This is a genomic window from Pseudomonas sp. KH_017 (genome assembly GCF_057840285.1).
The window spans coordinates 1,596,693-1,620,138 of record NZ_CM174509.1 but is presented as its reverse complement, the minus strand read 5'-3'; the positions used below and the strand labels follow the sequence as shown (position 1 = coordinate 1,620,138).

Here is a 23,446-nt window from a genome sequence, read left to right as displayed (position 1 = left end):
CGCCCCCACATTTTGATTCGTGTTGCCCCCTCCTCCTCACATGTCTAGACAATCCCATCCGTCGAAACAAATGGATATAAAAGTCCGTTTGTCATTTTTACTGCTGTATCCTGCCCAGGCTTTTTAAAAGCGCGGATCTACCAGATCTATCAACAGACTTAGCGAGGAGCGCGACTATGCACGAGATTCCTAATCTCCCCTTCCCAAGCCTGCACGAACCTGAGCAGACGACCACGCAGCAAGCCGGAGCCCGACAGACCGAGCCGAAAGAAGCCACAGACAGCCGCCAGGCTGACAGAGAAGACTGAAACACCCGCCGTACAGACCGTGTGGAAAGCGCTAACATGCGCTTTCCACACTGCCTGAAACGAGCCTCCCCCATGACCGACGAATTCAGCGAAGCGCAGGCCGGCGTCCTGATCGGCACCGCCGAAAAAATGATCGAAATCTGGAATCGCCTCTCCCCCGAGAAACAAGCCGCCTTGCTCGCCCGTTTCGGCACCCAGGAAAATGCGCTGGCCGCCCTGGTCACCACGCAACTGGTCGCCCCCATCAAGGCCGAATGACACCACCGGGCAAATAGTTTTACTTTTTCACAACCTGCAACCGTCCACACCGCTATCATAAGCAGCCTATCTATCCTGCTTTACCGTGGACCTTTCCCATGCCTGAAAACCAGCGCCCCCTGGCGGTCACGCTGCAAGTCGTTTCCATCGTCCTTTTCACCTTCATCGGCTACCTGAACATCGGCATTCCCCTGGCCGTATTGCCAGGCTATGTCCACAGCGACCTGGGCTTTGGCGCAGTGATCGCAGGCCTGGTGATCAGCGTGCAATACCTGGCCACCCTGCTCAGCCGCCCCTATGCCGGGAAGATCATCGACAACAAGGGCAGCAAGCTGGCTGTGATGTATGGCCTGGCCGGTTGCGGCTTGAGCGGTGTGTTCATGCTGATCTCGGCCTGGACCCAGAGCCTGCCGACCTTGAGCCTGATCAGCCTGTTGATCGGCCGCCTGGTGCTCGGCAGCGCGGAAAGCCTGGTGGGCTCGGGCTCGATCGGCTGGGGCATCGGCCGGGTCGGGGCGGCGAACACCGCCAAAGTCATCTCCTGGAACGGGATCGCCAGCTACGGCGCACTGGCCGTGGGCGCGCCTTTGGGTGTGCTGATCGTCCATCAATTGGGCTTGTGGAGCATGGGCGTGAGCATTGTCTTGCTGGCCGTGCTCGGCCTGCTGCTGGCCTGGCCGAAAACCGCCGCACCGATCGTGGCCGGTGAACGCCTGCCGTTCATGCACGTGCTCGGGCGGGTCTTCCCCCACGGCTGCGGCCTGGCCCTGGGCTCCATCGGCTTCGGCACCATCGCCACGTTCATCACCCTGTATTACGCCACGCAACACTGGGACAACGCGGTGCTGTGCCTGAGCCTGTTCGGCGCCAGCTTCATCGGCGCGCGCCTGCTGTTCGGCAGCCTGATCAACCGCCTCGGCGGCTTTCGCGTCGCCATTGCCTGCCTGTCCGTGGAAACCCTGGGATTGCTGTTGCTGTGGCTGGCACCGGATGCCCATTGGGCGCTGGCAGGCGCGGCGCTGAGCGGTTTCGGCTTTTCGCTGGTGTTTCCGGCACTGGGGGTGGAAGCGGTCAACCTGGTCCCGGCCTCCAGCCGTGGTGCTGCCGTCGGCGCCTACTCGCTGTTCATCGACCTGTCGCTGGGGATCACCGGCCCGCTGGCCGGGGCGATTGCAGCCGGGTTCGGTTTCGCTTCGATCTTCCTGTTCGCTGCCTTCGCCGCCTTGAGCGGATTGATACTGAGCCTTTACTTGTATCGGCAGGCACCGAAGCTACGCGAAGCGCGGGACACTCCTTAGAAGTCGACCTTGCCGCGCCCGGCCTTGATGTTGCCGCGCTTGCTCTTGGACTCGAGGCGACGGGTCTTCGAGCCGAGGGTCGGCTTGGTCGGACGGCGCTTTTTCTCGACCTTGGTGGCACTGAGGATCAACTCGGTCAGCCGCAATAGCGCATCGGCGCGGTTCTGCTCCTGCGTCCGGTACTGCTGGGCCTTGATGATCAACACACCGTCGCTGGTGATGCGACTATCGCGCAGCGCCAGCAGCCGCTCCTTGTAGAACTCGGGCAAGGACGACGCCGGAATGTCGAAGCGCAGGTGCACGGCACTGGAGACCTTGTTGACGTTCTGCCCACCGGCGCCCTGCGCGCGAATGGCCGTCAACTCGATCTCGGCATCCGGCAGTTGCACGTTGTTGGAAATCACCAGCATGGAAAAGCGTCCGTATTCAGAACGTGCAGGATACCGCGAATGAGTGTCAGGAACGCAGCAGAACCAATGTGGGAGCAAGCCCGCTCCCACAAGGGGATTTGTGTGAACCTTGAAAACAACAAACCCGGCACTTGGCCGGGTTTGTTGTTTCTGCGCGGAGTTACTCCACTGCGGCCTGCAAGGCACGCTGAGCACTGCGCTTGTTCTTGATGCCGTAGCAGACCCACATGAACACGAGCCATACCGGGATCGCGTACACCGATGTCTGGATCCCCGGAATCAACAGCATCACACCCAGGATGAACACCACGAACGCCAGGCAGATGTAGTTGCCGTACGGATACCAAAAGGCCTTGAACAACGGCGTCTGCTTGGTCTTGTTCATGTGCTGGCGGAACTTGAAGTGCGAGTAGCTGATCATCGCCCAGTTGATCACCAGGGTGGCCACCACCAGCGACATCAACAGTTCAAGCGCGCTGTGCGGAATCAGGTAGTTCAGCAGTACCGCGATCAGGGTCACGGCGGCCGAGGCCAGGATCGAACGCACTGGCACGCCGCGCTTGTCGATCTTCGCCAGGCCCTTCGGCGCGTCGCCCTGCTCGGCCATGCCCAGCAGCATGCGGCTGTTGCAGTAGGTGCCGCTGTTGTACACCGACAACGCCGCGGTCAGGACCACGAAGTTGAGGATGTGCGCGGCGGTGTTGCTGCCCAGCATCGAGAACACTTGCACGAACGGGCTGCCGCTGTAGGAATCACCGGAGGCGTTCAGGGTGGTCAGCAAACTGTCCCATGGCGTCAACGACAGCAGAATGACCAGGGCACCGATGTAGAAAATCAGGATCCGGTAGATCACCTGGTTGATGGCTTTCGGGATCACGGTTTTCGGCTTGTCGGCTTCGGCTGCGGTGAAACCGAGCATTTCCAGGCCACCGAAGGAAAACATGATGAAAGCCATGGCCATCACCAGACCGCTGACACCGTTCGGGAAGAAGCCACCGTGGGACCAGAGGTTGCTGACCGCCGCTTGCGGGCCGCCATTGCCGCTGACCAGCAGGTAGCTGCCCAGAGCAATCATGCCGACGATCGCCACGACCTTGATGATCGCGAACCAGAACTCGGCCTCGCCAAAGACTTTGACGTTGGCCAGGTTGATGGCGTTGATCAGCACGAAGAAGGCAGCTGCGGAGACCCAGGTCGGGATGTCCGGCGCCCAGTAGTGGATGTATTTGCCGACCGCGGTCAGCTCCGACATGCCCACCAGAATGTACAGAATCCAGCAGTTCCAGCCCGACAGGAAGCCAGCAAAGCCGCCCCAGTACTTGTGCGCGAAGTGGCTGAAGGAGCCGGCCACCGGATCTTCGACGATCATTTCGCCCAGTTGGCGCATGATCATGAACGCGATGAAGCCGCAGATGGCGTAGCCGAGGATCATCGACGGGCCGGCGGATTTCAGTACCCCGGCCGAGCCGAGGAACAAGCCGGTACCGATCGCGCCACCGAGGGCGATCAATTGAATGTGGCGATTTTTCAGGCCGCGTTTCAGCTCGCCTGATTGCGGGTTTTGTCCACTCATGAAAAGGGTCTCACGCAAGGTTTGATGATGTTCAGTAGACGTTGCTGCTCAAGAAAGGCGTTAAGCGGCACCGATCAAACCCCAGCGCAGGCACCAGGAGTTCAGCGTAATTACAACGGTCATGCGTCACCTGTTTGTTTTTATCTGTGACGAAATCGAACCCGACACGCTCGTGACGCGACGGAGTGAACAAGGCGGATAGCCTTGAGGTTTGCGCAGATGCGCAGGAGGTCACAGGTAAAACGCGGCGCATTGTACACCCGTAACCCCCTGCTGCCAGACCCGCTGGACAAGCGTGTCTATGGCCGGGATTGCCCGTGTCCGCCCCGAGAGGCTCGGGCGGCTGCAAAAAATGGGTCAGATCCTTGCGGATCATCGACGGGAAAGGCAGGAAAACCGCCTCTCGCTGAGAGATGGAGATGGAATACGGCGTTCATTGCGCCTCCTTTTTGTTATGCACCTGCACGACAGGCATGGCGCGCATAACACCCTGCATGGAGCGGTGAAACAAGCGGGCTAGAGGGTTAGGAGAAGGACATAAGGCAATGGTGCGTAAGAGTTTTCTTACGGAATTCGAGGAGAGGCGAATTCATGGGGTTAATCCGCGGATTTCGTCAGGAATTCTTTACATCGCGTAAATTCGGGTTTCCACACTGACGCCTTCGCGAGCAAGCCCGCTCCCACAATGGATCGCATTTCGACCAAACAACTCCGTCCCCTGTGGGAGCGGCGGTGCGGTGATCCGACTTGCCCGCGAAGGCGGCCTCGAAAACAACACAGAATTAAAGCCAGTCCAAAAAAAAAACGCCAACCCGAAGGTTGGCGTTTTTTATGAAGCGCTCAGCCGGTTATTCCGGCTTACGACGCCCAAAGCCCGGACGCTGGCCGGAACCGGCCGGTGCGCCACGGCGCTTGCCCGATGGCGCATCACCGTCGACCAGTTTGATCCCCGGACGCTTCGGCGCAGGCTTGGCCGGGCGCTTGGTGTCGGCCGGGCGATCGGCTACCGGCGTACCACGACCTTCGCCACGCTCGGCACGGCCGTTGGCCGGACGTGGCGTGCGTGGACCGCGTTCGCCGTCCTGACGGGCGGCTGGCTTGCGGCCTGGACGCTCGCCTTCGATCTGCGGCTCGCGGCTGGCACGAGGTGCGGCAGGTGCGGCGACTGCGCCAGTGGCCGGACGCAGGGTACGCACGCGCTCGGTCTTGGCCATCGGACGCGACGACTTGCGCTGCATCCGGTCAAGCTTGTCTTTGCTCTTGGCGTTCATCTGCGGCATCGCGACCGGCGTCAGGCCGACCTCGGCACTCAGGATGTCGACTTCGTACTGGCTCATTTCGCGCCAGCGGCCCATCGGCAGGTCCGAGTTGAGGAACACCGGACCGAAACGCACGCGCTTCAGACGGCTGACCACCAGACCCTGGGATTCCCACAGGCGACGAACTTCGCGGTTACGACCTTCCATCACCACGCAGTGATACCAGTGGTTGAAACCTTCACCGCCTGGTGCCTGCTTGATGTCGGTGAACTTCGCCGGACCATCTTCAAGGACAACGCCAGCCTTCAGACGCTCGATCATCTCGTCATCGACTTCGCCACGTACACGTACCGCGTATTCACGGTCCATTTCGTAGGACGGGTGCATCAGGCGGTTGGCCAGCTCACCGTCGGTGGTGAACATCAGCAGACCGGTGGTGTTGATGTCCAGGCGACCGATGTTGATCCAGCGTCCCTCTTTAGGGCGCGGCATCTTGTCGAACACGGTCGGACGACCTTCCGGGTCGACACGGGTGCAGATCTCGCCGTCGGGCTTGTTGTACATGATCACGCGGCGCACCGACTCGGCGGCCTCTTCGCGCTTGATCACCTTGCCATCGATGGTGATGGCGTCGTGCATGTCGACGCGCTGGCCAAGGGTGGCGTCTTTGCCGTTGACCTTGATCCGGCCGTGGCTGATCCAGGCTTCCACGTCACGGCGCGAGCCAACGCCGATACGGGCGAGGACTTTCTGCAGTTTTTCGCCTGCTGGGCCGATTGGCTGGTCGTCTTGCTGGTCGTTGATACTCATCTGGGCACCTCCCGGTGTGGTCTGAAAACTGGGTACTTGGGCGAAGGGATCGCCGAAGGGTCGCGAATCATACGCGCATGAGGGCGTTTGCGCATCAGAGACTAGCTGATCAAGGCAAGGTTATTTGTTTTTCCGCCGACCGGTGGTTCGCTGTTTGGCAGTGAACACAATCCCCCCTGTGGGAGCGGGCTTGCTCGCGAAGGCGTCTGGTCAGCCAACAAAGATGTCGTCTGACACGCCCTCTTCGCGGGCAAGCCCGCTCCCACAGGGGATATCCACAGTTCTCAAGATTCGCATCAATCTTCGAACTGGCGGCGTTCGGCTTCGATGGCCTCGGCCAAGGCTTGGGCTTCGGCTTCTTCGTCCGACAGCTCCGGCTCGGGTTTCGGCTGTTCGAGGGCGGCAACGGCGGCCAGGAGTTTTTCCCGGGCTTCGGCAACGCCGAGGATGTCGTCGTCCTGCTCCGGTTCAATGTCCGGCTCAGGCGGGCCTTCCGGTTCAGGCTCGGGCTGTGCCGCTTCGACTTCTGGCTCGATGACCGACTGTTCCGGATCGAACTCAGGCGACGCGCCATCACGCAACAAATCGTCGAAGTCGGTCTTGATCCCCTCCTCCATGCTGTCCAGTTCCAGCAGCAGCGTGTGGAAACTGGTTTCTTCCTTGGGTTCTTCCGGCTCGGCGCTGGCGTCGGCCAACTCTTGCAGCCCGGCGGGTACGGGGGCGTCGTCGAAGTCGAGCACCGGATCCGGTTCCAGCTCGCGCAGCTCCGCCAGTGGCGGCAGGTCGTCGAGGTTCTTCAGGTTGAAGTGATCGAGGAACGCCTTGGTTGTGGCGAACATCGCCGGCTTGCCGGGCACGTCGCGGTAGCCGACGATGCGGATCCACTCACGCTCCATCAAGGTCTTGACGATGTTGCTGTTGACCGCCACGCCCCGCACGTCTTCGATTTCGCCACGGGTGATCGGCTGGCGATAGGCAATCAGGGCCATGGTTTCCAGCATGGCCCGGGAGTAACGCTGCGGGCGTTCTTCCCACAGACGTCCGACCCACGGCGCAAATTTCTCGCGAATTTGCAGGCGATACCCCGAGGCCACTTCCTTGAGTTCAAACGCACGGCCATCGCAGGACTTGGCGAGAATCGTCAGGGCCTTCTTGAAGACCGGCGGTTCCGGGCGCTCGCCTTCCTCGAAGAGTTCGAACAGGCTTTCCAGAGATTGCGGTTTTCCCGAGGCCAACAGAAAGGCTTCAAGCAAGGGTGCCAGATCACGGGGTTCAGTCAGGTTCATGTTTCGACTCGTTATTCGGCTCGGGCTCGCACGTGGATCGCGGCAAATGGCTCATTCTGCACCAGCTCGACCAGCGATTCCTTGACCAGTTCAAGGATCGCCATGAAGGTCACCACCACCCCCAGGCGCCCTTCTTCTGCGGTGAACAGCTCGACAAACGGTACGAAACCGCCGCCCTTGAGGCGTTCCAGCACATCGCTCATGCGTTCGCGGGTCGATAGCGCCTCGCGGCTGACCTGATGGCTTTCGAACATGTCGCCACGGCGCAACACCTCGGCCATGGACAACAGTAGCTCTGACAAGCGCACGTCCGGCAACAGCTTGCGCGCCCGCGCTTCCGGGGCGTCAAGCTTGGGCACCACCACATCACGGCCAACGCGACTCAGGCCATCGATGCCTTCGGCGGCGGCCTTGAAGCGTTCATATTCCTGCAAGCGGCGGATCAGTTCGGCGCGCGGGTCTTCCTCTTCGTCTTCGACGGTTTCGGCCCGTGGCAGCAGCATCCGCGACTTGATCTCGGCCAGCATCGCGGCCATCACCAGGTACTCGGCGGCCAGTTCCAGGCGCACCGACTGCATCAACTCGACGTAGCCCATGTACTGGCGAGTGATTTCCGCCACCGGGATGTCGAGGATGTTGATGTTCTGTTTGCGGATCAGGTACAGCAGCAGGTCGAGCGGGCCTTCGAACGCCTCGAGAAAGACCTCGAGGGCATCCGGCGGAATGTACAGGTCCAGCGGCATTTCCATGACCGCCTGGCCATAGACCATGGCGAAGGGCAGTTCCTGCTGGGCTCCGGCCTGACTGTCGACGGGTTCTACTGCGGACATCTAGGCCTCGACCATGAACGGCGCAGGGTCGCCGCAACCAACGCGAATGACTTCCGGCTCGCCGTCGGCGAGGCTGATCACGGTGGACGCCTTGATCCCGCCGAAACCGCCGTCGATGATCAGATCGACCTGGTGTTCGAGCAACTGGCGCATTTCGTGCGGGTCGCTCAATGGATCTTCATCGCCAGGCATGATCAGGGTCACGCTCATCAACGGTTCACCCAGTTCAGCCAGCAGCGCCAGGGCAATCGGGTGGCTCGGCACACGCAGGCCGATGGTGCGTTTCTTCGGGTGCAACAACAGCCGCGGTACTTCGCGGGTGGCGTTGAGAATGAAGGTATACGGTCCCGGCAAATGGGCTTTGAGAATGCGGAATGTGCCGGTGTCGATCTTGGCGAACAGGCCAAGTTGCGACAGGTCGCTGCAGATCAGCGCGAAGTTGTGCTTTTCATCCAGCTGTCGCAGGCGCCGAACGCGCTCCACGGCCACCTTGTCGCCGATCTGGCAACCTATGGCGTAGGAAGAGTCCGTGGGATAAATCACCACCCCGCCCTTGCGGATGATTTCGACTGCCTGTTTGATCAGGCGCGCTTGCGGGTTTTCCGGATGAATCTGGAAAAATTGACTCACATTCTCTACCTGTTCAGACGGCGGCAATAACTGGGTCATGTTTGAATCGACACCATAGCGGCGGCAGATCCTCCGGGAGTGGCCGGTATTCACCGATCTCCGACCAGCCTCCTGGGCCATGAAAATCACTGCCGGCGCTGACCAGCAGACCGAACTCGCGGGCCAGAATGGCCAGGCTGCCCACTTGCTCGGCTGGCTGGTAACCATTGACCACTTCGATGGCGTGGCCCCCTGCTTGAATATAGTCGCCAATCAGACGACGTCGCTTGCTGCGCGTGAATTCGTAGTGCCAAGGGTGTGCCAGGCTAACCCAGGCCTTGGCTGCGCGCAGGGTTTCGACGGTTTCCTCCAGGGTCGGCCAGTGTTGCTTGACGTCACCCAACTTGCCGGCGCCCAGCCATTTGCGGAACGCCTCGGCGCGATCCTTGACGAAACCTTCACGCACCATCCAGTCGGCGAAATGCGGGCGGGCCGGCGCGTTACCGCTGTCACCCAGCTCCTGCTGGATCTCCCGGGCGCCATCCAGCGCCCCCGGCATGCCTTTGAGCGCCAGTTTGCGGCTGATTTCCTCGGAGCGTAGCCAGCGGCCATCATGCAATCTGGCGATGGCCTCGACCAACGGCGCGGCGTTCACGTCAAAACCGTAGCCCAGGACATGAATGGTTGCGCCGCCCCAGGTGCAGGACAATTCGACGCCATTGACCAGTTGCATCCCCAGCGCGGTGGCCGCGTGCCGGGCCTCGTCGAGGCCCTCAAGGGTGTCGTGATCGGTCAAGGCCAGGACTCGCACGCCTTTCTCGAACGCCCGCGCCACCAGAACCGCAGGCGCCAGGGCGCCATCGGAGGCCGTGCTATGGCAGTGCAAATCAACATTCACAGGGCTTTGTAACCTCAAATCAGCTGGCGCTATCGCGCGCCCATATGTTTGTTATTATGCCGCCACATCCTGCTTCTGGCTGCCACTGTGAAACAATTCATCGATTTCATCCCGCTCCTGCTGTTTTTCATCGTCTTCAAAATCGATCCACGGGTCGTCGACATCGCCGGTCATGAGGTCACTGTAGGCGGTATCTACAGCGCCACCGCGATGCTGATCGTCAGTTCCCTGGCGGTCTACGGCACACTGTTCATCAAGCAGCGCAAGCTGGAGAAGAGCCAGTGGCTGACCCTGATCGCCTGCCTGGTCTTCGGCAGCCTGACCCTGGCGTTCCACAGCGAGACGTTCCTGAAGTGGAAAGCCCCGGTGGTCAACTGGCTGTTCGCCCTGGCGTTCATCGGTAGCCACTTCGTCGGTGACAGCCTGTTGATCAAACGCATCATGGGCCACGCGCTGACCCTGCCGGAGCCGGTCTGGACGCGCCTGAACATCGCCTGGATCGCCTTCTTCCTGTTTTGCGGTGCCGCCAACCTGTTTGTCGCGTTCACCTTCCAGAGCTACTGGGTCGACTTCAAGGTCTTCGGCAGCCTGGGCATGACTTTGCTGTTCCTGGTCGGCCAGGGCATCTACCTGTCCCGCCATCTGCACGACGCCGATACCACATCGCCTAAAACCGAGGACTGACATGCTTTACGCAATCATTGCCACAGACGTCGCCAACTCCCTGGAAGCCCGCCTGGCCGCACGGCCTGCACACCTTGAGCGCCTGCAAGTGCTCAAGGGCGAAGGTCGCATCGTATTGGCCGGCCCACACCCGGCGATCGACAGCAATGATCCGGGCGCGGCGGGTTTCACCGGCAGCCTGATCGTCGCCGAATTCGACTCCCTGAGCGCTGCCCAGGCCTGGGCCGACGCCGATCCGTACATCGCCGCAGGCGTCTACGCCAACGTGCTGGTCAAGCCGTTCAAGCAAGTCCTTCCGTAACTTTCTTCTTTCAACTGCCCCACGCGGTGAACCATATCGGTTCATCGCGTTCTCAATCGCTCATTATTCTCGTTTGCCGGCCGACAACTTTCCCAATACTCGTATTGGAACCAGGAGTCGCCATGCGCAAGGGTCCGTTGTGTCTGATGTTGGTCACGTTGTCGATCGGGGCGCCCGCCCACGGTGAAGAATACGCCGAGGGTGGCAATTCGACACCTCTGTCCTTGAGCGCCGGCAGCCAGATCACCGAGCTGCAACAACGCTTGAAAGAAAGCGAACGGCAACGGGAAGATCTGAACAAGCAATTGCAAACTGCCGATAGCGAACGCGAAAGCCCGCTGCTGGCCCGGTTGCGCCAGGAGAACCAGCGTTTGAAGCTGCAACTCAAGGAAGCCCAGGCCAGCAGTCCGCTGCCGCGCCTGCTGACCGACCAGCAACAATGGTTCGTCATTGGCGCCGGGGTAGCGCTATTGGCTCTGCTCTGCGGTATCTTCGCCAGTGGAGCAAGTCGAAAACGTCGACAATGGCTAAATTGAGTGAGTCATGAGCGAGCTGTTACTTATTGATGATGATCAGGAACTGTGTGAACTCCTGAGCAGTTGGCTGAGCCAGGAAGGGTTTCAGGTACGTGCCTGTCACGACGGCCAGAGCGCACGCCGCGCGCTGGCCGAAACTGCGCCGGCGGCCGTGGTGCTGGATGTGATGTTGCCCGATGGCAGCGGCCTGGAACTGCTCAAGCAGTTGCGCAGCGATCACCCGGATTTGCCGGTGCTGATGCTCTCGGCCCGGGGCGAGCCCCTGGACCGCATCCTCGGCCTGGAACTTGGCGCCGACGATTACCTGGCCAAGCCCTGCGACCCTCGGGAACTGACCGCCCGCCTGCGCGCAGTCATGCGTCGTAGCCACCCGGCGGCGGTATCCAGCCAGATGCAACTGGGCGACCTGTGTTTCAGCCCGGTGCGCGGCGTGGTCAGCATCGACGAACAGGAATTCACCCTCACCGTCTCCGAAAGCCGCCTGCTGGAAGCCTTGCTCAAGCAACCCGGCGAGCCCCTGGACAAACAGGAACTGGCGCAGATCGCCCTCGGCCGCAAGCTGACCCTGTACGACCGCAGCCTGGACATGCACGTCAGCAACCTGCGCAAGAAGATCGGTCCACACCCCGATGGCCGACCGCGCATCGTCGCCCTGCGCAGCCGCGGTTACTACTACAGCTTGTAGGAGCAGCCGGTCGACGCTCGATCGCTCGCGATGGAGTTGAACGATTACGCATGCTGTCTGGAAAAGCGCGCTGCCTGTGAGTTCATCGTCGGAACGCCGCCCGGAGCAAGCTCGCTCCTACAGTCACCCGGACGTTTTGTCAGGATCGCTGAAAACTGTCTTTACCCAAGCTTTACCCTCCACTGACCGCCGCTGACCTTGATCTGCGTAATCTGTACTCATCCGGAACGTACCGGGAACGAGACAAGGAGATACACCATGCGCAAGACTCTTATCGCTCTGATGTTCGCTGCTGCCCTGCCGACCGTTGCCATGGCCATGCCTGAAGGCGCTGGCCCCATGGATGGGTCGATGGACGGTTCGCGCCACGGCGGTCAGATGCACGGCATGCACGGCAAAGGCCCGTACAGTGAACTGGACCTGAGCCGCGAACAGCGCGAGCAGATCCGCAAGATCATGGGCGAGCAGATGCACGAGCGTAAGCAACTGGTCGATAAATACCTGGAGAAACTCTCGCCAGCCGACCAGAAAGCCATGAAGGACGAGATGGCCGCTAACCACAAAAAAGCTGAAGCGGACGTGCGCGCCTTGCTGAAACCGGATCAACAGAAGAAATTCGACGAGATCCAGAAAAAACAAGCTGAACGCCGCGCCGAGTGGGCCGAGTTCAAAGCCTGGAAAGCGCAACAACCGCAAAAGGCGCAATAATGCACTAACCCCGGACCCAACGGTTTTCACCGCTGAGTCTGGCAACACCCGATTTAATGTGGGAGCGGGCTTGCTCCGGGCGGCGTTCCGACGAAGGCGGAGTATCAGTCACCATTTTCTTGGCTGACAAATCGCTTTCGCGAGCAAGCCCGCTCCCACATGGATTGACGTTTGTTCGAGGATTTCCTGTGCGTTCATTGTTCTGGCGTATCCTGGCCAGCTTCTGGCTGGCCATCGCTCTGGTTGCAGGGCTTTCCATCCTGCTCGGGCACATGCTCAACCAGGACGCCTGGATTCTCAGCCGCCACCCGGGCCTCAACACGCTGGCCGAAGAGTGGACGCAAACCTACGAAAGCCAGGGTGAAGACGCCGCCCAGGACATTCTCCAGCAACGCAAACGCCAGTATCACATCGACGTTCAGGTGCTTAACGAAAGCGGCGATCCGGTGGTGCGCGGTACCTTTCCCAAACGTGCGGCGGCCTTTGAGGCGCGCCAGAACAACGATGACCGACGCCTGCCATGGCGGCGTCTGACCGATGAGTTCACCAGCGAAAAAACCGGTGACACCTACCTGTTCATCTACCGCATCCCGCATCCGGAACTGAACGCCTGGCACCGTGAGAGCCTGCTCTGGCCGCTGAGTGCCCTGGGAATCGCCCTGGTGGTGCTGACCCTGTTCAGCCTGCTGGTGACCTTTTCCATCACTCGCCCGCTCAGCCGTCTGCGTGGCGCGGTGCATGACCTTGGCCAAACCACCTATCAACAGAACAGCCTGGTGAAACTGGCCAACCGTCGCGATGAATTCGGCGTCCTGGCCAACGACTTCAACCGCATGGGCGCGCGCCTGCAAAGCCTGATTGGCAGCCAGCGGCAACTGCTGCGGGATGTGTCCCACGAACTGCGTTCGCCCCTCGCCCGCCTGCGTATCGCGCTGGCGCTGGCCGAACGGGCCACCCCGCAGGAACGGGAACAGCTGTGGCCGCGCCTTACCCGCGAGTGCGACCGACTGGAAGCGCTGATCAGCGAAATCCTGGTACTGGCGCGGGTCGACTCCGATAACGCCAGTGCCGAAGAGGTGGACCTGAACGCCTTGCTCAACACCCTGCAAAAGGATTCGCAACTCGGTTCACCCGAGCAACTGGTCCACCTCGAAGCCGAGTCGCAACTGAATCTGAAGGGCTGGCCGACCATGATCGAACGGGCCGTGGACAACTTGCTGCGCAACGCCCAGCGTTTCAATCCGGTGGGTGGCCTGCCGATCGAAATGCAGGCCTTGCGTCAGGGTGAGCGGATCGTTGTGACCGTGCGCGATCACGGACCGGGGGTCAGTGCCGAATATTTGAGCCAGCTCGGTGAGCCGTTCTATCGGGCCCCGGGGCAGACCGCGGCCGGACACGGCCTGGGCCTGGCCATCGCCCGACGCGCGGCGGAGCGACATGGCGGCAGCCTGGTGCTGGCCAATCACCCGGAAGGCGGGTTTATTGCCAGCCTGGAATTGCCGTTAGTGCCGGGGGCTGTCGTACAACCCTGAGCCTGGACCGACACGACAGGATCAAGCGACACCAAACCAATGTGGGAGCGGGCTTGCTCGCGAAAGCAGCTAACTATTCAACATCTATGTTGGATGACAGACTGCTTTCGCGAGCAAGCCCGCTCCCACAGGTTTTGCAGTGTCAGGCTTTACCCGGCCAGGCGCTGACGAATTCGGTCAAGTCGACTTTCTCGGCCACTCGCGGTTCTTTCTGCGGCGTACCCAGATACAGGAAAGCAATCACCTCTTCTCCCTCCGCCAGGCCCAAGCCCCTGGCCACATGCGGCGAGTAAGCCAGGTCACCGGTACGCCACACCGCGCCAATGCCCTGCGCATAGGCCGCGAGCAAAATCCCGTGGGCCGCGCAGCCTGCCGCCAGCAACTGCTCGGACTTCGGATATTTGACGTGATCCTGCACGCGAGCAATCACTACCACCACCAATGGTGCCCGCAGCGGACCATTGCGCGCCTTGTCGATGGCCGCTTCGCTGACTTCGCTGTCCGAAAGTTTCGCCGCTTCGGCCAGCAACTCGCCCATTTGCTCGCGCGCCGCGCCTTCCACCGTCAGGAAGCGCCACGGCTGCAAGTGACCGTGGTCCGGGGCGCGCATGGCGGCGCCGAACAGCACCTCGCGCTGCTCGGCAGTGGGTGCAGGGTCAATCAGTCGTGGAACGGAAACACGGTTGAGCAAAGCGTCGAGAGCCTGCATCGGCCACCTCCTGAAAAATTTGTGCGGCTATTCTAGCTGTAACTGTCGCAGCAGTGCCGGTTTACATGCCCTGCCCCGCAGGTAGAATGGCGCCCTTTCCACTATCAGCCGAGCGGACCTCATGGCGTTGCCGACCTTACGGATCATTGGTTTCATCATCGGCATCTTCCTGATCACGCTGGCGATCTCCATGGTCGTGCCCATGGCCACGCTGGTCATTTTCGACCGCACCAGCGATCTGCCGTCGTTCCTCTGGGCCAGCATGATCACCTTTGTCGCCGGTTTGGCGCTGGTGATTCCGGGGCGCCCCGAACACATTCACCTGCGCCCCCGGGACATGTACCTGCTGACCGTCAGCAGTTGGCTGGTGGTGTGCATCTTCGCCGCGCTGCCGTTCCTGCTGACCCAGCACATCAGCTACACCGATTCATTCTTCGAAAGCATGTCCGGCATCACCGCCACTGGCGCAACCGTGCTCAGCGGCCTGGACACCATGTCCCCCGGCATCCTGATGTGGCGCTCGTTGCTGCACTGGCTTGGCGGCATCGGCTTCATCGGCATGGCGGTGGCGATTCTGCCGCTGTTGCGCATCGGTGGCATGCGACTGTTCCAGACCGAATCGTCGGACCGCTCGGAAAAGGTAATGCCCCGCTCACACATGGTGGCGCGACTGATCGTGGCGGCTTACGTCGGCATTACCATTGTCGGCAGCCTGGCGTTCTGGTGGGCCGGAATGAGCCCGTTCGATGCGGTCAACCACGCGATGTCGGCGATTTCCACTGGCGGCTTCTCCACCTCCGACCAGTCTTTGGCCAAGTGGCCGGAGCCTGCGGTGCATTGGGTCGCGATTGTCATCATGATTCTCGGTGCCCTGCCGTTCACCCTGTATGTCGCCACGTTGCGTGGTAACCGTCGGGCGCTGATCAAGGATGAACAGGTACAAGGCCTGCTCGGCATGCTGCTGGTGACTTGGCTGGTGCTCGGCACCTGGTATTGGTGGACCACCCAGCTGCATTGGCTGGAGGCGTTGCGGCATGTGGCGCTGAACGTGACGTCAGTGGTGACGACCACCGGTTTTGCACTGGGGGACTACAGCCTCTGGGGCAATTTCTCGCTGATGCTGTTCTTCTACCTGGGGTTTATCGGCGGTTGCTCCGGCTCGACTGCGGGCGGTATCAAGATTTTCCGCTTCCAGGTGGCCTATATCCTGCTCAAGGCCAACCTTAACCAGCTGATTCACCCGCGCGCGGTGATCAAGCAGAAGTACAACGGTCACCGCCTCGACGAAGAAATCGTGCGGTCGATCCTGACCTTTTCGTTCTTCTTTGCAATCACCATCTGTGTCATCGCACTGCTGCTGTCGCTGCTCGGCGTGGACTGGATGACCGCCCTCACTGGCGCAGCCAGTACCGTGTCCGGTGTCGGCCCGGGGCTCGGCGAAACCATCGGCCCGGCGGGCAACTTCGCCACCCTGCCGGATGCCGCCAAGTGGATTCTCTCGTTCGGCATGTTGCTGGGCCGGCTGGAGATCATTACGGTGTTTGTGCTTTGTATTCCGGCATTTTGGCGTCATTGACCGCTTCAGCTGATTGCATCAGCCGCATCCGGTACTCGCCGGGTGTGGCATCGAACCAGCGGCGGAAAGCACGGAAAAAGTTGCTCGGATCGGCAAACCCCAGCAAGTAGGCAATTTCCAGCAAGGTCATGCTCGGTTGCGCCAGATACTGCTCGGCCAGCTCGCGCCGGGTATCGTCCAGCAGCACCTGAAAACTCGTGCCCTCTTCCTGCAAGCGCCGCTGCAAGGTGCGCTGGGACAGATGCAGCGTCTGCGCCACGGTGTCGCGCTTGGGCTCGCCTTGGGGCAGCAGGCGGCACAACACCTGCCGCGCCTTGTGGGTCACGCGGCTTTCGGAAAAGCGCGCCAGGTACTCGCCGGCAAAGCGGTCATGCAGCAATGCCATGGCCTCGTTGGCCGTCGGCAGCGGGGCTTCCATATCGGCGCGTTCGAAAATCAGTGCATCGTAAGGCGCGTTGAACACCAGCGGTGCATGGAAGGCTTGTCTATAGGGCTCCAGGTTGGCCGGCTCGGCACCTTGCAACAACACTTGACGTGGTTGCAACGTACGCCCGGTCAACCAGCCGCACAGCGCCAAGGCACAGGCCATTGAAGCTTCGGCGCTTTGTCGGGTCGGCGGCAGATGGTCGCCATGCACCATCAGAATCAACGCGTAGCCTTCCTCCAGCAGCTGGAAACTCAGGTCGGCACTTTCGGCGATGATCCGCTGATAGCGCACCAGTCGCTGAAAGCCTTCGGCCAGGGTCTGGCTGGACATCAAGGCGTAACCGGTCACATGAAACTGCGCCGGTCGCACCACCTTGCCCATGTTCAGGCCGATGGCCGGGTTGCCGGACAGCTCGACCGCGCGCTGCCACAGCCGTGTCATGGAATCTTGCGGGAAGCGTGCATCCGGATCATCCAGTGCCGCGTAGTCGAGCCCCAGCTGTTTGAACAGAGCCCGGCAATCCAGGCCGTCCATCTCCAACGCTTTGACAATCCCCATCGCCCAGCTTGCAGAAGTCGTTCGTTCGCTCATGGCGTTTTCTTACTTGGTGGCCGCATGCTACGGCTATTGACCGAAGGATACTAAAGTGGCGCCTATTGTCAGTGGCTGATGCCATTGATCACTCTAGACTCAAATAAGCTACCCGCAGAACAACTTGCAGCAAGAACAATAACCACAGAGATCGCTGTCGTGGAAAACGTCAAACGATTCAACAGCTTCGCTGAGTTCTATCCTTACTACCTCAGCGAGCACAGCAACAGCACCTGTCGCCGTTTACACTTTATCGGCACGACCCTGGTTATCTTGATTCTGTCGCTGACCATTGGTCGCGGAGCATGGATGCTGTTGTGGGCCCTGCCACTGGCAGGCTACAGCTTTGCCTGGGTCGGGCATTTCTTCTTCGAGAAGAACCGCCCGGCAACGTTCCAACACCCCTTCTATAGCCTGCTCGGCGATTTTGTCATGTACCGGGACATGGTTATGGGGCGCGTTCCGTTCTAGCTGACATCCGTCACAAGAGAGTTGCCCATGAATGCCAATGCCCGCTTCACCCACATGAAGGACGGCACGCAGGAAGACTGGGCGATCATCGCCGCGGACTTCAGTGCCTACGCGCGACAATTGCCGACAAGGATCGTGGCGCACCTGAAGTTGCTGGAGGGGGATTTTGGCGGCTTCCCGGTGGATCGCCTGACCCACTCCCTGCAAACCGCCACCCGCGCCTGGCGCGATGGCCGCGACGAAGAGTACGTGGTCTGCGCCCTGCTCCACGATATCGGCGACACCCTGGGTACCTACAATCACCCGGACATCGCGGCGGCGATCCTCAAGCCGTTCGTCAGCGCCGAGAACTTGTGGATGGTGGAAAAGCACGGGATTTTCCAGGGCTACTACTTCTTCCATCACCTGGGCATGGACCGGCATCTGCGTGAGCAATTCCAGGACCATCCGCAGTACCAGGCGACCGTCGAATTCTGCGCCAGATACGATGCGGCGGCGTTTGATCCAGCGTACGACACGCTGCCGTTGAGTTTTTTCGAGCCAATGATGGAGCGCTTGTTTGCGCACCCCAGGAATTCGATTTACAAAGCGGCGATGGAAGAGCAATCGCCAGCCTGACAGATCCAGCGGGACCGCTTCGCGGTCCATTCGCGGGCAAGCCCGCTCCCACAGGTTTATCAGGCGGTCACAAATCTTGTGCTCACCTTCGCCCACTGTGGGAGCGGGCTTGCCCGCGAAGAGGCCAGCACAGACACCGAATGATCAGGCCAGCTCCGCCACCCTGGCCGCCTTCAACTGCGCCTCGCGCGCCTGGGCATCCGCCAGACGATACAACTCGATCGAACCATCCCAGTGCTCGATCAGCGCGGTGCACGATTCCACCCAGTCGCCGCAATTGAGGTAGTCCACCTCGCCGACCTTGCGAATCTCGGCATGGTGAATGTGCCCGCACACCACGCCGTGCAACTCGCGCTTGACGCATTCATGGGCGATGGCTTCTTCGAAGTCGCTGATGAAGCTGACCGCGCTTTTCACCTTGTGCTTGAGGTAGGCCGACAGCGACCAGTAGCCGTAGCCATATCGCGCGCGCCAATGATTGAGCCAGCGGTTGAGGGTCAGGGTGAATTCGTAGGCCGAGTCACCGAGAAACGCCAGCCAGCGATGGTAACGGGTGATCACATCGAACTGGTCGCCATGGATCACCAGCAAGTGCCGGCCGTCGGCGGTGACGTGCACGGCTTCGTCGACCAACTGGATGTTGCCCAGGATCAGCTTCGAATAGCGGCGCAGGAATTCATCGTGGTTGCCGGTGACGTAGATCACCTCGGTGCCACGCTTGCTCATGGTCAGCAGGCGACGGATGACGTTGGTGTGCGCTTGTGGCCAGTACATGCCGCCGCGCAGTTTCCAACCGTCGATGATGTCGCCGACCAGGTAGATCTTGTCTGCGTGGTAGCTCTTGAGAAACTGCGACAGGTGTTCAGCCTGGCAATCCCGGGTGCCCAAATGCACGTCGGAAATCCATAAAGTCCGTACGCGTTGTTTACGGGTGGGTTTGGCGAGCTCGGCGCTGGTCATGGGCAACCCTCTGGCAAGTTTTGCCAAGTCTGCCCCGGCCCGGTTAATGGTCCATGACAGCGTCAAGTCAGTCCTGTGACAGCGCTTGTTGGCCCGCTCGGTGTAGACTGACGCCCTGAACCGGGAGACCTGCGATGAGACCGATCCTCACGCTTCGCCAATACAGCCACGACCTGATCGTCCACAGCCACGAACACGCGCAACTGGTGTTCGGGCTTTCGGGCGCGCTGGATTTCGAGGTCGACGGCCGTGGCAGCCAGGTGGTGCAGCAGAGTTTCGTGGTGGTGCCCTCCGGGGCGCATCACGCGTGTGGCAGCGCCAATGGCAGCCGCTGCCTGGTGCTGGATGTACCCGACGAACAATGGGTTACCCAGTCGTTGGGCGATCACGCCGAGTCCAGCCGACGCCTGCTCGACAACGCCGGGCGCCTGCCCCTGGACGCCGGGCAAAGCCAATTGGTCAGTTGGCTGGCGAACAGTCCGGTCGATGATCCGCTGATCGCGCAACAAGGCGCGGTGCTGTTGCTGGCCAGTCTCAACAACGCCAGGCCCGACGCCGTCGGCGGTCGGCGCCTGCCCTATGCCGCGCTGAACGCGCACATCGATCAGTACGCGGCGTACCCGCTGCAAGTAGCCGACCTGGCCCGGGTGGCCGGCCTTTCCAGTGCCCGTTTGCATGCGCGGTTCGTGGCCGAATGCGGGCAGACGCCGATGGACTACATCCGTAGTCGACGCCTGCACATCGCGGTGGGCTTGCTGCGTAGCTCGGCGCTGCCCATCGGCGAGATTGCCAGCCGCGTCGGCTACAGCTCCCAGAGTGCCTTCGCGGCGGCGGTGCTGCGCGAGTTCGGGGCATCGCCCGGAAAACTGCGGCGCGAGGCTGGCGACAAATAACGCGAGTTTGCCGACAGACTTGATGGGCCATTACGCGCTTCAATGAGGCCTCTGTTCGTTTGTCGTTAAGGATTGCAATGACTCCCCGTACCGCCCTTGGCGCCTTGCATATCGGCGCATTGATGTTCGGCCTGACCGGTGTGTTCGGCAAACTGGCTGCCGCTTCACCAGCGATCATCGTTTTCGGCCGTGCCGCGTTTGCCGTGCTCGCGCTGGCGTTTTTTGCACGGTTCGCCAGCCAGACGCGCTGGCAGAAACTCGAGGCCGTGGACTGGCGTCGGCTGCTGCTCAGCGGCTTGTTGCTGGCCGGACATTGGGTGAGCTTCTTCATTGCAGTGAAAGTCGCAGGCGTGGCGATTGCGACGCTCGGTTTCGCCAGCTTCCCGGCCTTTACCGTGATCCTCGAAGGGCTGATCTTCCGCGAGCGCATTCGCGCCAATGAAATCGTGCTGGTGCTGCTGGTGAGTGTCGGCCTGGTGCTGGTCACGCCTGATTTTGACCTGGCCAGCGGCGCCACCACCGGCCTGCTGTGGGCCGTGGGTTCCGGGTTGTTGTTCGCCCTGCTGTCACTGACCAACCGTGCCAGCTCCGGGCGGATCCCGCCGGTACAAGCGGCGCTGTGCCAGAACGTGGTGGTTGCCCTGTGCCTGCTGCCGGTGGCGGCGCCTCAATTGAGCGAAGTGCGCGCCATCGACTGGCTGTGGATCGGCCTGCTCGGTGTGTTCTGTACCGGTGTCGCCCACAGCCTGTTCGTCGCCAGCCTCGCGGTGATCAAGGCTCGCACTGCCGCCGTGGTGTTCGCCCTGGAGCCGGTCTACGGCATCACCGTCGCCTGGCTGCTGTTCAACGAAAACCCGACCCTGCGCATGTTGCTGGGGGGCGTGCTGATCATTGTGGCGATTGTGGTGTCCAGCCGGTTCTCAAGCGGATCAAGCAAGAAAGCCGTTGCAGCCGAGGCCGCGTCTCACTGAGTGCGGTCGTTGTGCCCCAGGTCGCGGTCCGGGTCGATCTGGTCGCGGACCCGCTGCTTGAGCACTTTGGCCTCAGGGAAGCCACCGTCCGCCTTGCGCTCCCAGATCTGCACGGTATCACAGTAAATATGAAATACCCCGCCAGTACCCGGCACCAGGGAGACTTTGCCCAGGTCATCACCAAAGGTGCTGAGCAGTTCCTGGGCCAGCCAGGCCGCACGCAGCAGCCACTGGCATTGCGTGCAATAGGTGATGATGATTTCCGGTTTGCTGACGGTCATGATGGGACGTAACTCCAGAGTTTGACGACGCCGCTATGATAGCCCGACCGGAGGCTGCCGAGACGGCGAAGCGGGTTGCGCCTCCAACTCGAACGCAGGCTCGATCATGGCCAGAGCAGCCGACTGCTGGTTCTCGTTTGGGCTGATCACGTCCCAACTCGACACCATGGACAACTCCTCCAGGTTGAGCCGGTACTCATCGTCAGCGGCGGATTCGCCGGATATCGCCAAACCCGGAACCACCGCCACGGCAGCAGCGACCGGAATGGAAAGATGGTTATCGACCAGCTCAAGCTCATCGTTGGCTGGCGCCCCGTCGCGATGCACAGTGGGCGGTTGCATGACGGAGGGCCACGTCACTGGCTCGGTAAATAGCTCAGCCAACGGTTCATGCTGCGACGGCAGAGCCTCTGACGCTGTGGCTTGGTGCTGCTGGCGCTGGCGGCGAACAATCCAGCCCAAGGCCAGCAACGCCATCAGCGCCGACACACCGGCAATCGGCAGCCAGCCAATCCCGGGGCTTTCAACAATAGCGGGGGCTGGCGCCACGGCGTCGGAAGCAACGGGTTGCGCCTTTACCTTCTTGAACTCCGCCAGTTCGGTTTGCAGCTCGGCCAACTGTTTTTTCTGGCCGGCGATCAGCTCATCCTGGCCTTGAAGCTTTGCGTTGAGCTCATCGACAGTGGTTTGCAACTCGTGGTTTTTCAGGGCGCTGGCGGCCAGTTGTTCGACAGCGGGATCAACCACGGCGACGTCCGTTTCTGGCATCGTCTTTGTCACGGGTGATGGCGCCACGACCGGTTGAACACGGGGGAATGCGGACGCCGGAGAGCGGGAAACCGCTTCATCGGTGGCGGGAACAACGCCCGGCGCACCCGGCGGATCGATCAGTACCGTGTACTCACGCAGCAATCGCCCGTTAGGCTGATTGAGCTGCACGAGGAAATTCAGGAAGGGTTCACTGACCGGTTTGCCGGAGGTCACCTGGATCACGCTGCGATTACCGCGCAGGACCGGGGTGAACTTCAGGTTGTTGAGGAAAAATACCCGGTCGACCCCGGCACGACTGAACTCGTCTGCCGTTGCCAGGCTCACCGACAGCTGGTTTTCCTCAAGGCCAGCGGCATCCACCAGTGCAATGTCGGCACGCAGCGGTTGGTTCAGCGCCGAATGCAGGGTGATTTCACCCAGGCCCAGCGCAGGTGCCCATGCCGAGTAAGTGACTGCGGCCCCGGCCAGCAACCACTGAGAACCACCGCGTAAAACCAATCGCCAACACTTGAGCATGAGCATCCTTGAGATCTACAGAAACCATCCGCACGGGTTCGTACATCCGTTACGAACACGATATTGCCGAGTAGTTCTTATAGTCTGCCCAATGCGGTCTCTCAAAAGCCTGGCGTTCGGTTATGCCTCAAGACTTTTCAAGGTTGCCCAGGATGTGCCCGTGAACCCGCATGCACACCTTCAAATCCGCCTCATCGACGCCTTCGAACAGTTCGTGACGCAGTTGCGTGGCAATGGTTTCAATTTGTTCGATCAGGGGACGCGCCGGGGCGCAGAGCACGATTTTCTTCGCCCGACGGTCTTCCAGCACTGCCTGGCGTTGCACCAGGCCCTGGCTTTCCAGGCTGTCGAGTAAACGGGCCAGGGTCGGGCCTTCGACGCCGACGCTTTGTGCCAGCTCACGCTGGGTCGGTGCTTCATCGAAACGCGCCAGGTGCAGCAGCACCAGCCAGCGCGCCTGGGACAAGCCCATGCCCGCCAGTCGGCGGTCCAGTTCGGCACGCCAGCCACGGGACATCTGGGCCAATTGCATGCCAAAGCGGTGTTGATCGGTTAACGGCATAAAACACTCATGATTAGACTGAAATAAATAAAAACTAATTATTAGTCAGCTAAGCATGAGCCTAGACTTGAGGCAAGGCTTGATCTGTACTGAATCGTTACATCAGCACTACAGA

At 61.0% G+C, this 23,446-nt stretch carries 26 protein-coding genes; 13 read left to right on the top strand and 13 right to left on the bottom strand.

Annotated features, from left to right (window positions below; genetic code table 11):
- The first annotated feature begins 380 nt into the window (after positions 1-380).
- Both AC3IT6_RS07310 and AC3IT6_RS07305 read left to right on the top strand, forming a co-directional pair.
- Positions 381-566: a hypothetical protein gene (locus AC3IT6_RS07310; protein ID WP_160388219.1), complete on the top strand. Its 186-nt coding sequence runs from the start codon at positions 381-383 to the stop codon at positions 564-566.
- A 98-nt stretch (positions 567-664) separates the two neighbouring features.
- Positions 665-1,864 (top strand): MFS transporter, encoded by a 1,200-nt coding sequence (locus tag AC3IT6_RS07305; protein WP_489354747.1) that lies wholly within the window; start codon positions 665-667, stop codon positions 1,862-1,864.
- Here AC3IT6_RS07305 and arfB read toward each other — a convergent pair.
- The 7 genes from arfB to AC3IT6_RS07270 all read right to left on the bottom strand — a co-directional run bounded on the left by arfB (position 1,861) and on the right by AC3IT6_RS07270 (position 9,539).
- A complete protein-coding gene (arfB, locus tag AC3IT6_RS07300) occupies positions 1,861-2,274 on the bottom strand; it encodes an alternative ribosome rescue aminoacyl-tRNA hydrolase ArfB (protein ID WP_057715927.1) in 414 nt (137 codons plus the stop codon). The genes AC3IT6_RS07305 and arfB overlap by 4 nt on opposite strands.
- Before the next feature lie 160 nt (positions 2,275-2,434).
- Positions 2,435-3,847 (bottom strand): amino acid permease, encoded by a 1,413-nt coding sequence (locus tag AC3IT6_RS07295; protein WP_489354746.1) that lies wholly within the window; start codon positions 3,845-3,847, stop codon positions 2,435-2,437.
- 848 nt (positions 3,848-4,695) lie between these two features.
- Positions 4,696-5,916 (bottom strand): 23S rRNA pseudouridine(2605) synthase RluB, encoded by a 1,221-nt coding sequence (gene rluB / locus AC3IT6_RS07290; RefSeq protein ID WP_489354745.1) that lies wholly within the window; start codon positions 5,914-5,916, stop codon positions 4,696-4,698.
- 296 nt (positions 5,917-6,212) lie between these two features.
- Positions 6,213-7,202, bottom strand: coding sequence for an SMC-Scp complex subunit ScpB (gene scpB, locus AC3IT6_RS07285; protein ID WP_489354744.1), 990 nt, complete (start codon positions 7,200-7,202; stop codon positions 6,213-6,215).
- Between the two features lie 11 nt (positions 7,203-7,213).
- On the bottom strand, positions 7,214-8,032 hold the full coding sequence (locus AC3IT6_RS07280) for a segregation and condensation protein A (RefSeq protein WP_007984128.1): 819 nt from the start codon (positions 8,030-8,032) through the stop codon (positions 7,214-7,216).
- Positions 8,033-8,662 carry an L-threonylcarbamoyladenylate synthase gene (locus tag AC3IT6_RS07275; protein ID WP_032829738.1) on the bottom strand — a complete coding sequence of 210 codons (630 nt, stop codon included), beginning with the start codon at positions 8,660-8,662 and terminating at the stop codon, positions 8,033-8,035.
- Between the two features lie 13 nt (positions 8,663-8,675).
- Positions 8,676-9,539 carry a PHP domain-containing protein gene (locus AC3IT6_RS07270; RefSeq protein WP_489354743.1) on the bottom strand — a complete coding sequence of 288 codons (864 nt, stop codon included), beginning with the start codon at positions 9,537-9,539 and terminating at the stop codon, positions 8,676-8,678.
- A gap of 87 nt (positions 9,540-9,626) precedes the next feature.
- On the opposite strand from AC3IT6_RS07270, the gene AC3IT6_RS07265 reads away from it, so the two are divergent.
- From AC3IT6_RS07265 to AC3IT6_RS07240, 6 genes are all read left to right on the top strand, one after another.
- Positions 9,627-10,223: a septation protein A gene (locus AC3IT6_RS07265; protein ID WP_150724421.1), complete on the top strand. Its 597-nt coding sequence runs from the start codon at positions 9,627-9,629 to the stop codon at positions 10,221-10,223.
- A gap of 1 nt (position 10,224) precedes the next feature.
- On the top strand, positions 10,225-10,524 hold the full coding sequence (locus tag AC3IT6_RS07260; protein ID WP_057715934.1) for a YciI family protein: 300 nt from the start codon (positions 10,225-10,227) through the stop codon (positions 10,522-10,524).
- A 122-nt stretch (positions 10,525-10,646) separates the two neighbouring features.
- The gene (locus tag AC3IT6_RS07255) at positions 10,647-11,060 is read left to right on the top strand and encodes an SH3 domain-containing protein (protein ID WP_150757648.1); all 414 of its coding nucleotides are present in this window, start codon (positions 10,647-10,649) and stop codon (positions 11,058-11,060) included.
- A gap of 7 nt (positions 11,061-11,067) precedes the next feature.
- Entirely contained in the window at positions 11,068-11,745 is a 678-nt protein-coding gene (locus AC3IT6_RS07250; protein ID WP_489354742.1) for a response regulator transcription factor, read from the top strand.
- Between the two features lie 258 nt (positions 11,746-12,003).
- A complete protein-coding gene (locus AC3IT6_RS07245) occupies positions 12,004-12,453 on the top strand; it encodes a Spy/CpxP family protein refolding chaperone (RefSeq protein WP_056721474.1) in 450 nt (149 codons plus the stop codon).
- 188 nt (positions 12,454-12,641) lie between these two features.
- Positions 12,642-13,985 carry a sensor histidine kinase gene (locus AC3IT6_RS07240; protein WP_489354741.1) on the top strand — a complete coding sequence of 448 codons (1,344 nt, stop codon included), beginning with the start codon at positions 12,642-12,644 and terminating at the stop codon, positions 13,983-13,985.
- A gap of 142 nt (positions 13,986-14,127) precedes the next feature.
- On the opposite strand, the gene AC3IT6_RS07235 is transcribed toward AC3IT6_RS07240, so the two are convergent.
- Complete coding sequence (locus AC3IT6_RS07235) at positions 14,128-14,694, bottom strand: NAD(P)H nitroreductase (protein WP_489354740.1); 567 nt, start codon at positions 14,692-14,694, stop codon at positions 14,128-14,130.
- A 121-nt stretch (positions 14,695-14,815) separates the two neighbouring features.
- Between AC3IT6_RS07235 and AC3IT6_RS07230 the strand changes: the two genes are divergently transcribed.
- Entirely contained in the window at positions 14,816-16,270 is a 1,455-nt protein-coding gene (locus tag AC3IT6_RS07230; RefSeq protein WP_223441239.1) for a TrkH family potassium uptake protein, read from the top strand.
- Here AC3IT6_RS07230 and AC3IT6_RS07225 read toward each other — a convergent pair.
- On the bottom strand, positions 16,227-17,288 hold the full coding sequence (locus AC3IT6_RS07225) for an AraC family transcriptional regulator (protein ID WP_223441241.1): 1,062 nt from the start codon (positions 17,286-17,288) through the stop codon (positions 16,227-16,229). The genes AC3IT6_RS07230 and AC3IT6_RS07225 overlap by 44 nt on opposite strands.
- Positions 17,289-17,447: 159 nt before the next feature.
- Between AC3IT6_RS07225 and AC3IT6_RS07220 the strand changes: the two genes are divergently transcribed.
- Positions 17,448-17,759 (top strand): Mpo1-like protein, encoded by a 312-nt coding sequence (locus tag AC3IT6_RS07220; protein ID WP_489354739.1) that lies wholly within the window; start codon positions 17,448-17,450, stop codon positions 17,757-17,759.
- A 27-nt stretch (positions 17,760-17,786) separates the two neighbouring features.
- Positions 17,787-18,377 (top strand): HD domain-containing protein, encoded by a 591-nt coding sequence (locus AC3IT6_RS07215; protein ID WP_489354738.1) that lies wholly within the window; start codon positions 17,787-17,789, stop codon positions 18,375-18,377.
- A 144-nt stretch (positions 18,378-18,521) separates the two neighbouring features.
- On the opposite strand, the gene AC3IT6_RS07210 is transcribed toward AC3IT6_RS07215, so the two are convergent.
- A complete protein-coding gene (locus tag AC3IT6_RS07210; protein ID WP_223441250.1) occupies positions 18,522-19,337 on the bottom strand; it encodes a UDP-2,3-diacylglucosamine diphosphatase in 816 nt (271 codons plus the stop codon).
- A gap of 134 nt (positions 19,338-19,471) precedes the next feature.
- Here AC3IT6_RS07210 and AC3IT6_RS07205 point away from each other — a divergent pair, with 134 nt between their 5' ends.
- Together AC3IT6_RS07205 and AC3IT6_RS07200 are read left to right on the top strand one after the other, a co-directional pair.
- Positions 19,472-20,230 (top strand): helix-turn-helix transcriptional regulator, encoded by a 759-nt coding sequence (locus AC3IT6_RS07205; RefSeq protein ID WP_489354737.1) that lies wholly within the window; start codon positions 19,472-19,474, stop codon positions 20,228-20,230.
- A 77-nt stretch (positions 20,231-20,307) separates the two neighbouring features.
- Positions 20,308-21,201 carry a DMT family transporter gene (locus AC3IT6_RS07200; RefSeq protein ID WP_489354736.1) on the top strand — a complete coding sequence of 298 codons (894 nt, stop codon included), beginning with the start codon at positions 20,308-20,310 and terminating at the stop codon, positions 21,199-21,201.
- On the opposite strand, the gene AC3IT6_RS07195 is transcribed toward AC3IT6_RS07200, so the two are convergent.
- The 3 genes from AC3IT6_RS07195 to AC3IT6_RS07185 form a co-directional block, all read right to left on the bottom strand.
- Positions 21,195-21,482, bottom strand: coding sequence for an Rdx family protein (locus tag AC3IT6_RS07195; protein WP_223456411.1), 288 nt, complete (start codon positions 21,480-21,482; stop codon positions 21,195-21,197). The genes AC3IT6_RS07200 and AC3IT6_RS07195 overlap by 7 nt on opposite strands.
- A 33-nt stretch (positions 21,483-21,515) precedes the next feature.
- Positions 21,516-22,769 (bottom strand): type IV pilus assembly protein FimV, encoded by a 1,254-nt coding sequence (locus tag AC3IT6_RS07190; protein ID WP_489354735.1) that lies wholly within the window; start codon positions 22,767-22,769, stop codon positions 21,516-21,518.
- Between the two features lie 127 nt (positions 22,770-22,896).
- Positions 22,897-23,331, bottom strand: coding sequence for a MarR family transcriptional regulator (locus AC3IT6_RS07185; protein WP_150724407.1), 435 nt, complete (start codon positions 23,329-23,331; stop codon positions 22,897-22,899).
- Positions 23,332-23,446 lie beyond the last annotated feature (115 nt).

What these genes read in the sequence shown, in the direction of transcription:
- AC3IT6_RS07310 (WP_160388219.1), top strand. Translation starts at nt 381, where the DNA reads ATGACCGACGAATTCAGCGAAGCGCAGGCCGGCGTCCTGATCGGCACC.
- AC3IT6_RS07305 (WP_489354747.1), top strand. Translation starts at nt 665, where the DNA reads ATGCCTGAAAACCAGCGCCCCCTGGCGGTCACGCTGCAAGTCGTTTCC.
- arfB (WP_057715927.1), bottom strand. Translation starts at nt 2,274, where the DNA reads ATGCTGGTGATTTCCAACAACGTGCAACTGCCGGATGCCGAGATCGAG.
- AC3IT6_RS07295 (WP_489354746.1), bottom strand. Translation starts at nt 3,847, where the DNA reads ATGAGTGGACAAAACCCGCAATCAGGCGAGCTGAAACGCGGCCTGAAA.
- rluB (WP_489354745.1), bottom strand. Translation starts at nt 5,916, where the DNA reads ATGAGTATCAACGACCAGCAAGACGACCAGCCAATCGGCCCAGCAGGC.
- scpB (WP_489354744.1), bottom strand. Translation starts at nt 7,202, where the DNA reads ATGAACCTGACTGAACCCCGTGATCTGGCACCCTTGCTTGAAGCCTTT.
- AC3IT6_RS07280 (WP_007984128.1), bottom strand. Translation starts at nt 8,032, where the DNA reads ATGTCCGCAGTAGAACCCGTCGACAGTCAGGCCGGAGCCCAGCAGGAA.
- AC3IT6_RS07260 (WP_057715934.1), top strand. Translation starts at nt 10,225, where the DNA reads ATGCTTTACGCAATCATTGCCACAGACGTCGCCAACTCCCTGGAAGCC.
- AC3IT6_RS07255 (WP_150757648.1), top strand. Translation starts at nt 10,647, where the DNA reads ATGCGCAAGGGTCCGTTGTGTCTGATGTTGGTCACGTTGTCGATCGGG.
- AC3IT6_RS07250 (WP_489354742.1), top strand. Translation starts at nt 11,068, where the DNA reads ATGAGCGAGCTGTTACTTATTGATGATGATCAGGAACTGTGTGAACTC.
- AC3IT6_RS07245 (WP_056721474.1), top strand. Translation starts at nt 12,004, where the DNA reads ATGCGCAAGACTCTTATCGCTCTGATGTTCGCTGCTGCCCTGCCGACC.
- AC3IT6_RS07235 (WP_489354740.1), bottom strand. Translation starts at nt 14,694, where the DNA reads ATGCAGGCTCTCGACGCTTTGCTCAACCGTGTTTCCGTTCCACGACTG.
- AC3IT6_RS07230 (WP_223441239.1), top strand. Translation starts at nt 14,816, where the DNA reads ATGGCGTTGCCGACCTTACGGATCATTGGTTTCATCATCGGCATCTTC.
- AC3IT6_RS07225 (WP_223441241.1), bottom strand. Translation starts at nt 17,288, where the DNA reads ATGAGCGAACGAACGACTTCTGCAAGCTGGGCGATGGGGATTGTCAAA.
- AC3IT6_RS07215 (WP_489354738.1), top strand. Translation starts at nt 17,787, where the DNA reads ATGAATGCCAATGCCCGCTTCACCCACATGAAGGACGGCACGCAGGAA.
- AC3IT6_RS07210 (WP_223441250.1), bottom strand. Translation starts at nt 19,337, where the DNA reads ATGACCAGCGCCGAGCTCGCCAAACCCACCCGTAAACAACGCGTACGG.
- AC3IT6_RS07205 (WP_489354737.1), top strand. Translation starts at nt 19,472, where the DNA reads ATGAGACCGATCCTCACGCTTCGCCAATACAGCCACGACCTGATCGTC.
- AC3IT6_RS07200 (WP_489354736.1), top strand. Translation starts at nt 20,308, where the DNA reads ATGACTCCCCGTACCGCCCTTGGCGCCTTGCATATCGGCGCATTGATG.
- AC3IT6_RS07195 (WP_223456411.1), bottom strand. Translation starts at nt 21,482, where the DNA reads ATGACCGTCAGCAAACCGGAAATCATCATCACCTATTGCACGCAATGC.
- AC3IT6_RS07190 (WP_489354735.1), bottom strand. Translation starts at nt 22,769, where the DNA reads ATGCTCAAGTGTTGGCGATTGGTTTTACGCGGTGGTTCTCAGTGGTTG.
- AC3IT6_RS07185 (WP_150724407.1), bottom strand. Translation starts at nt 23,331, where the DNA reads ATGCCGTTAACCGATCAACACCGCTTTGGCATGCAATTGGCCCAGATG.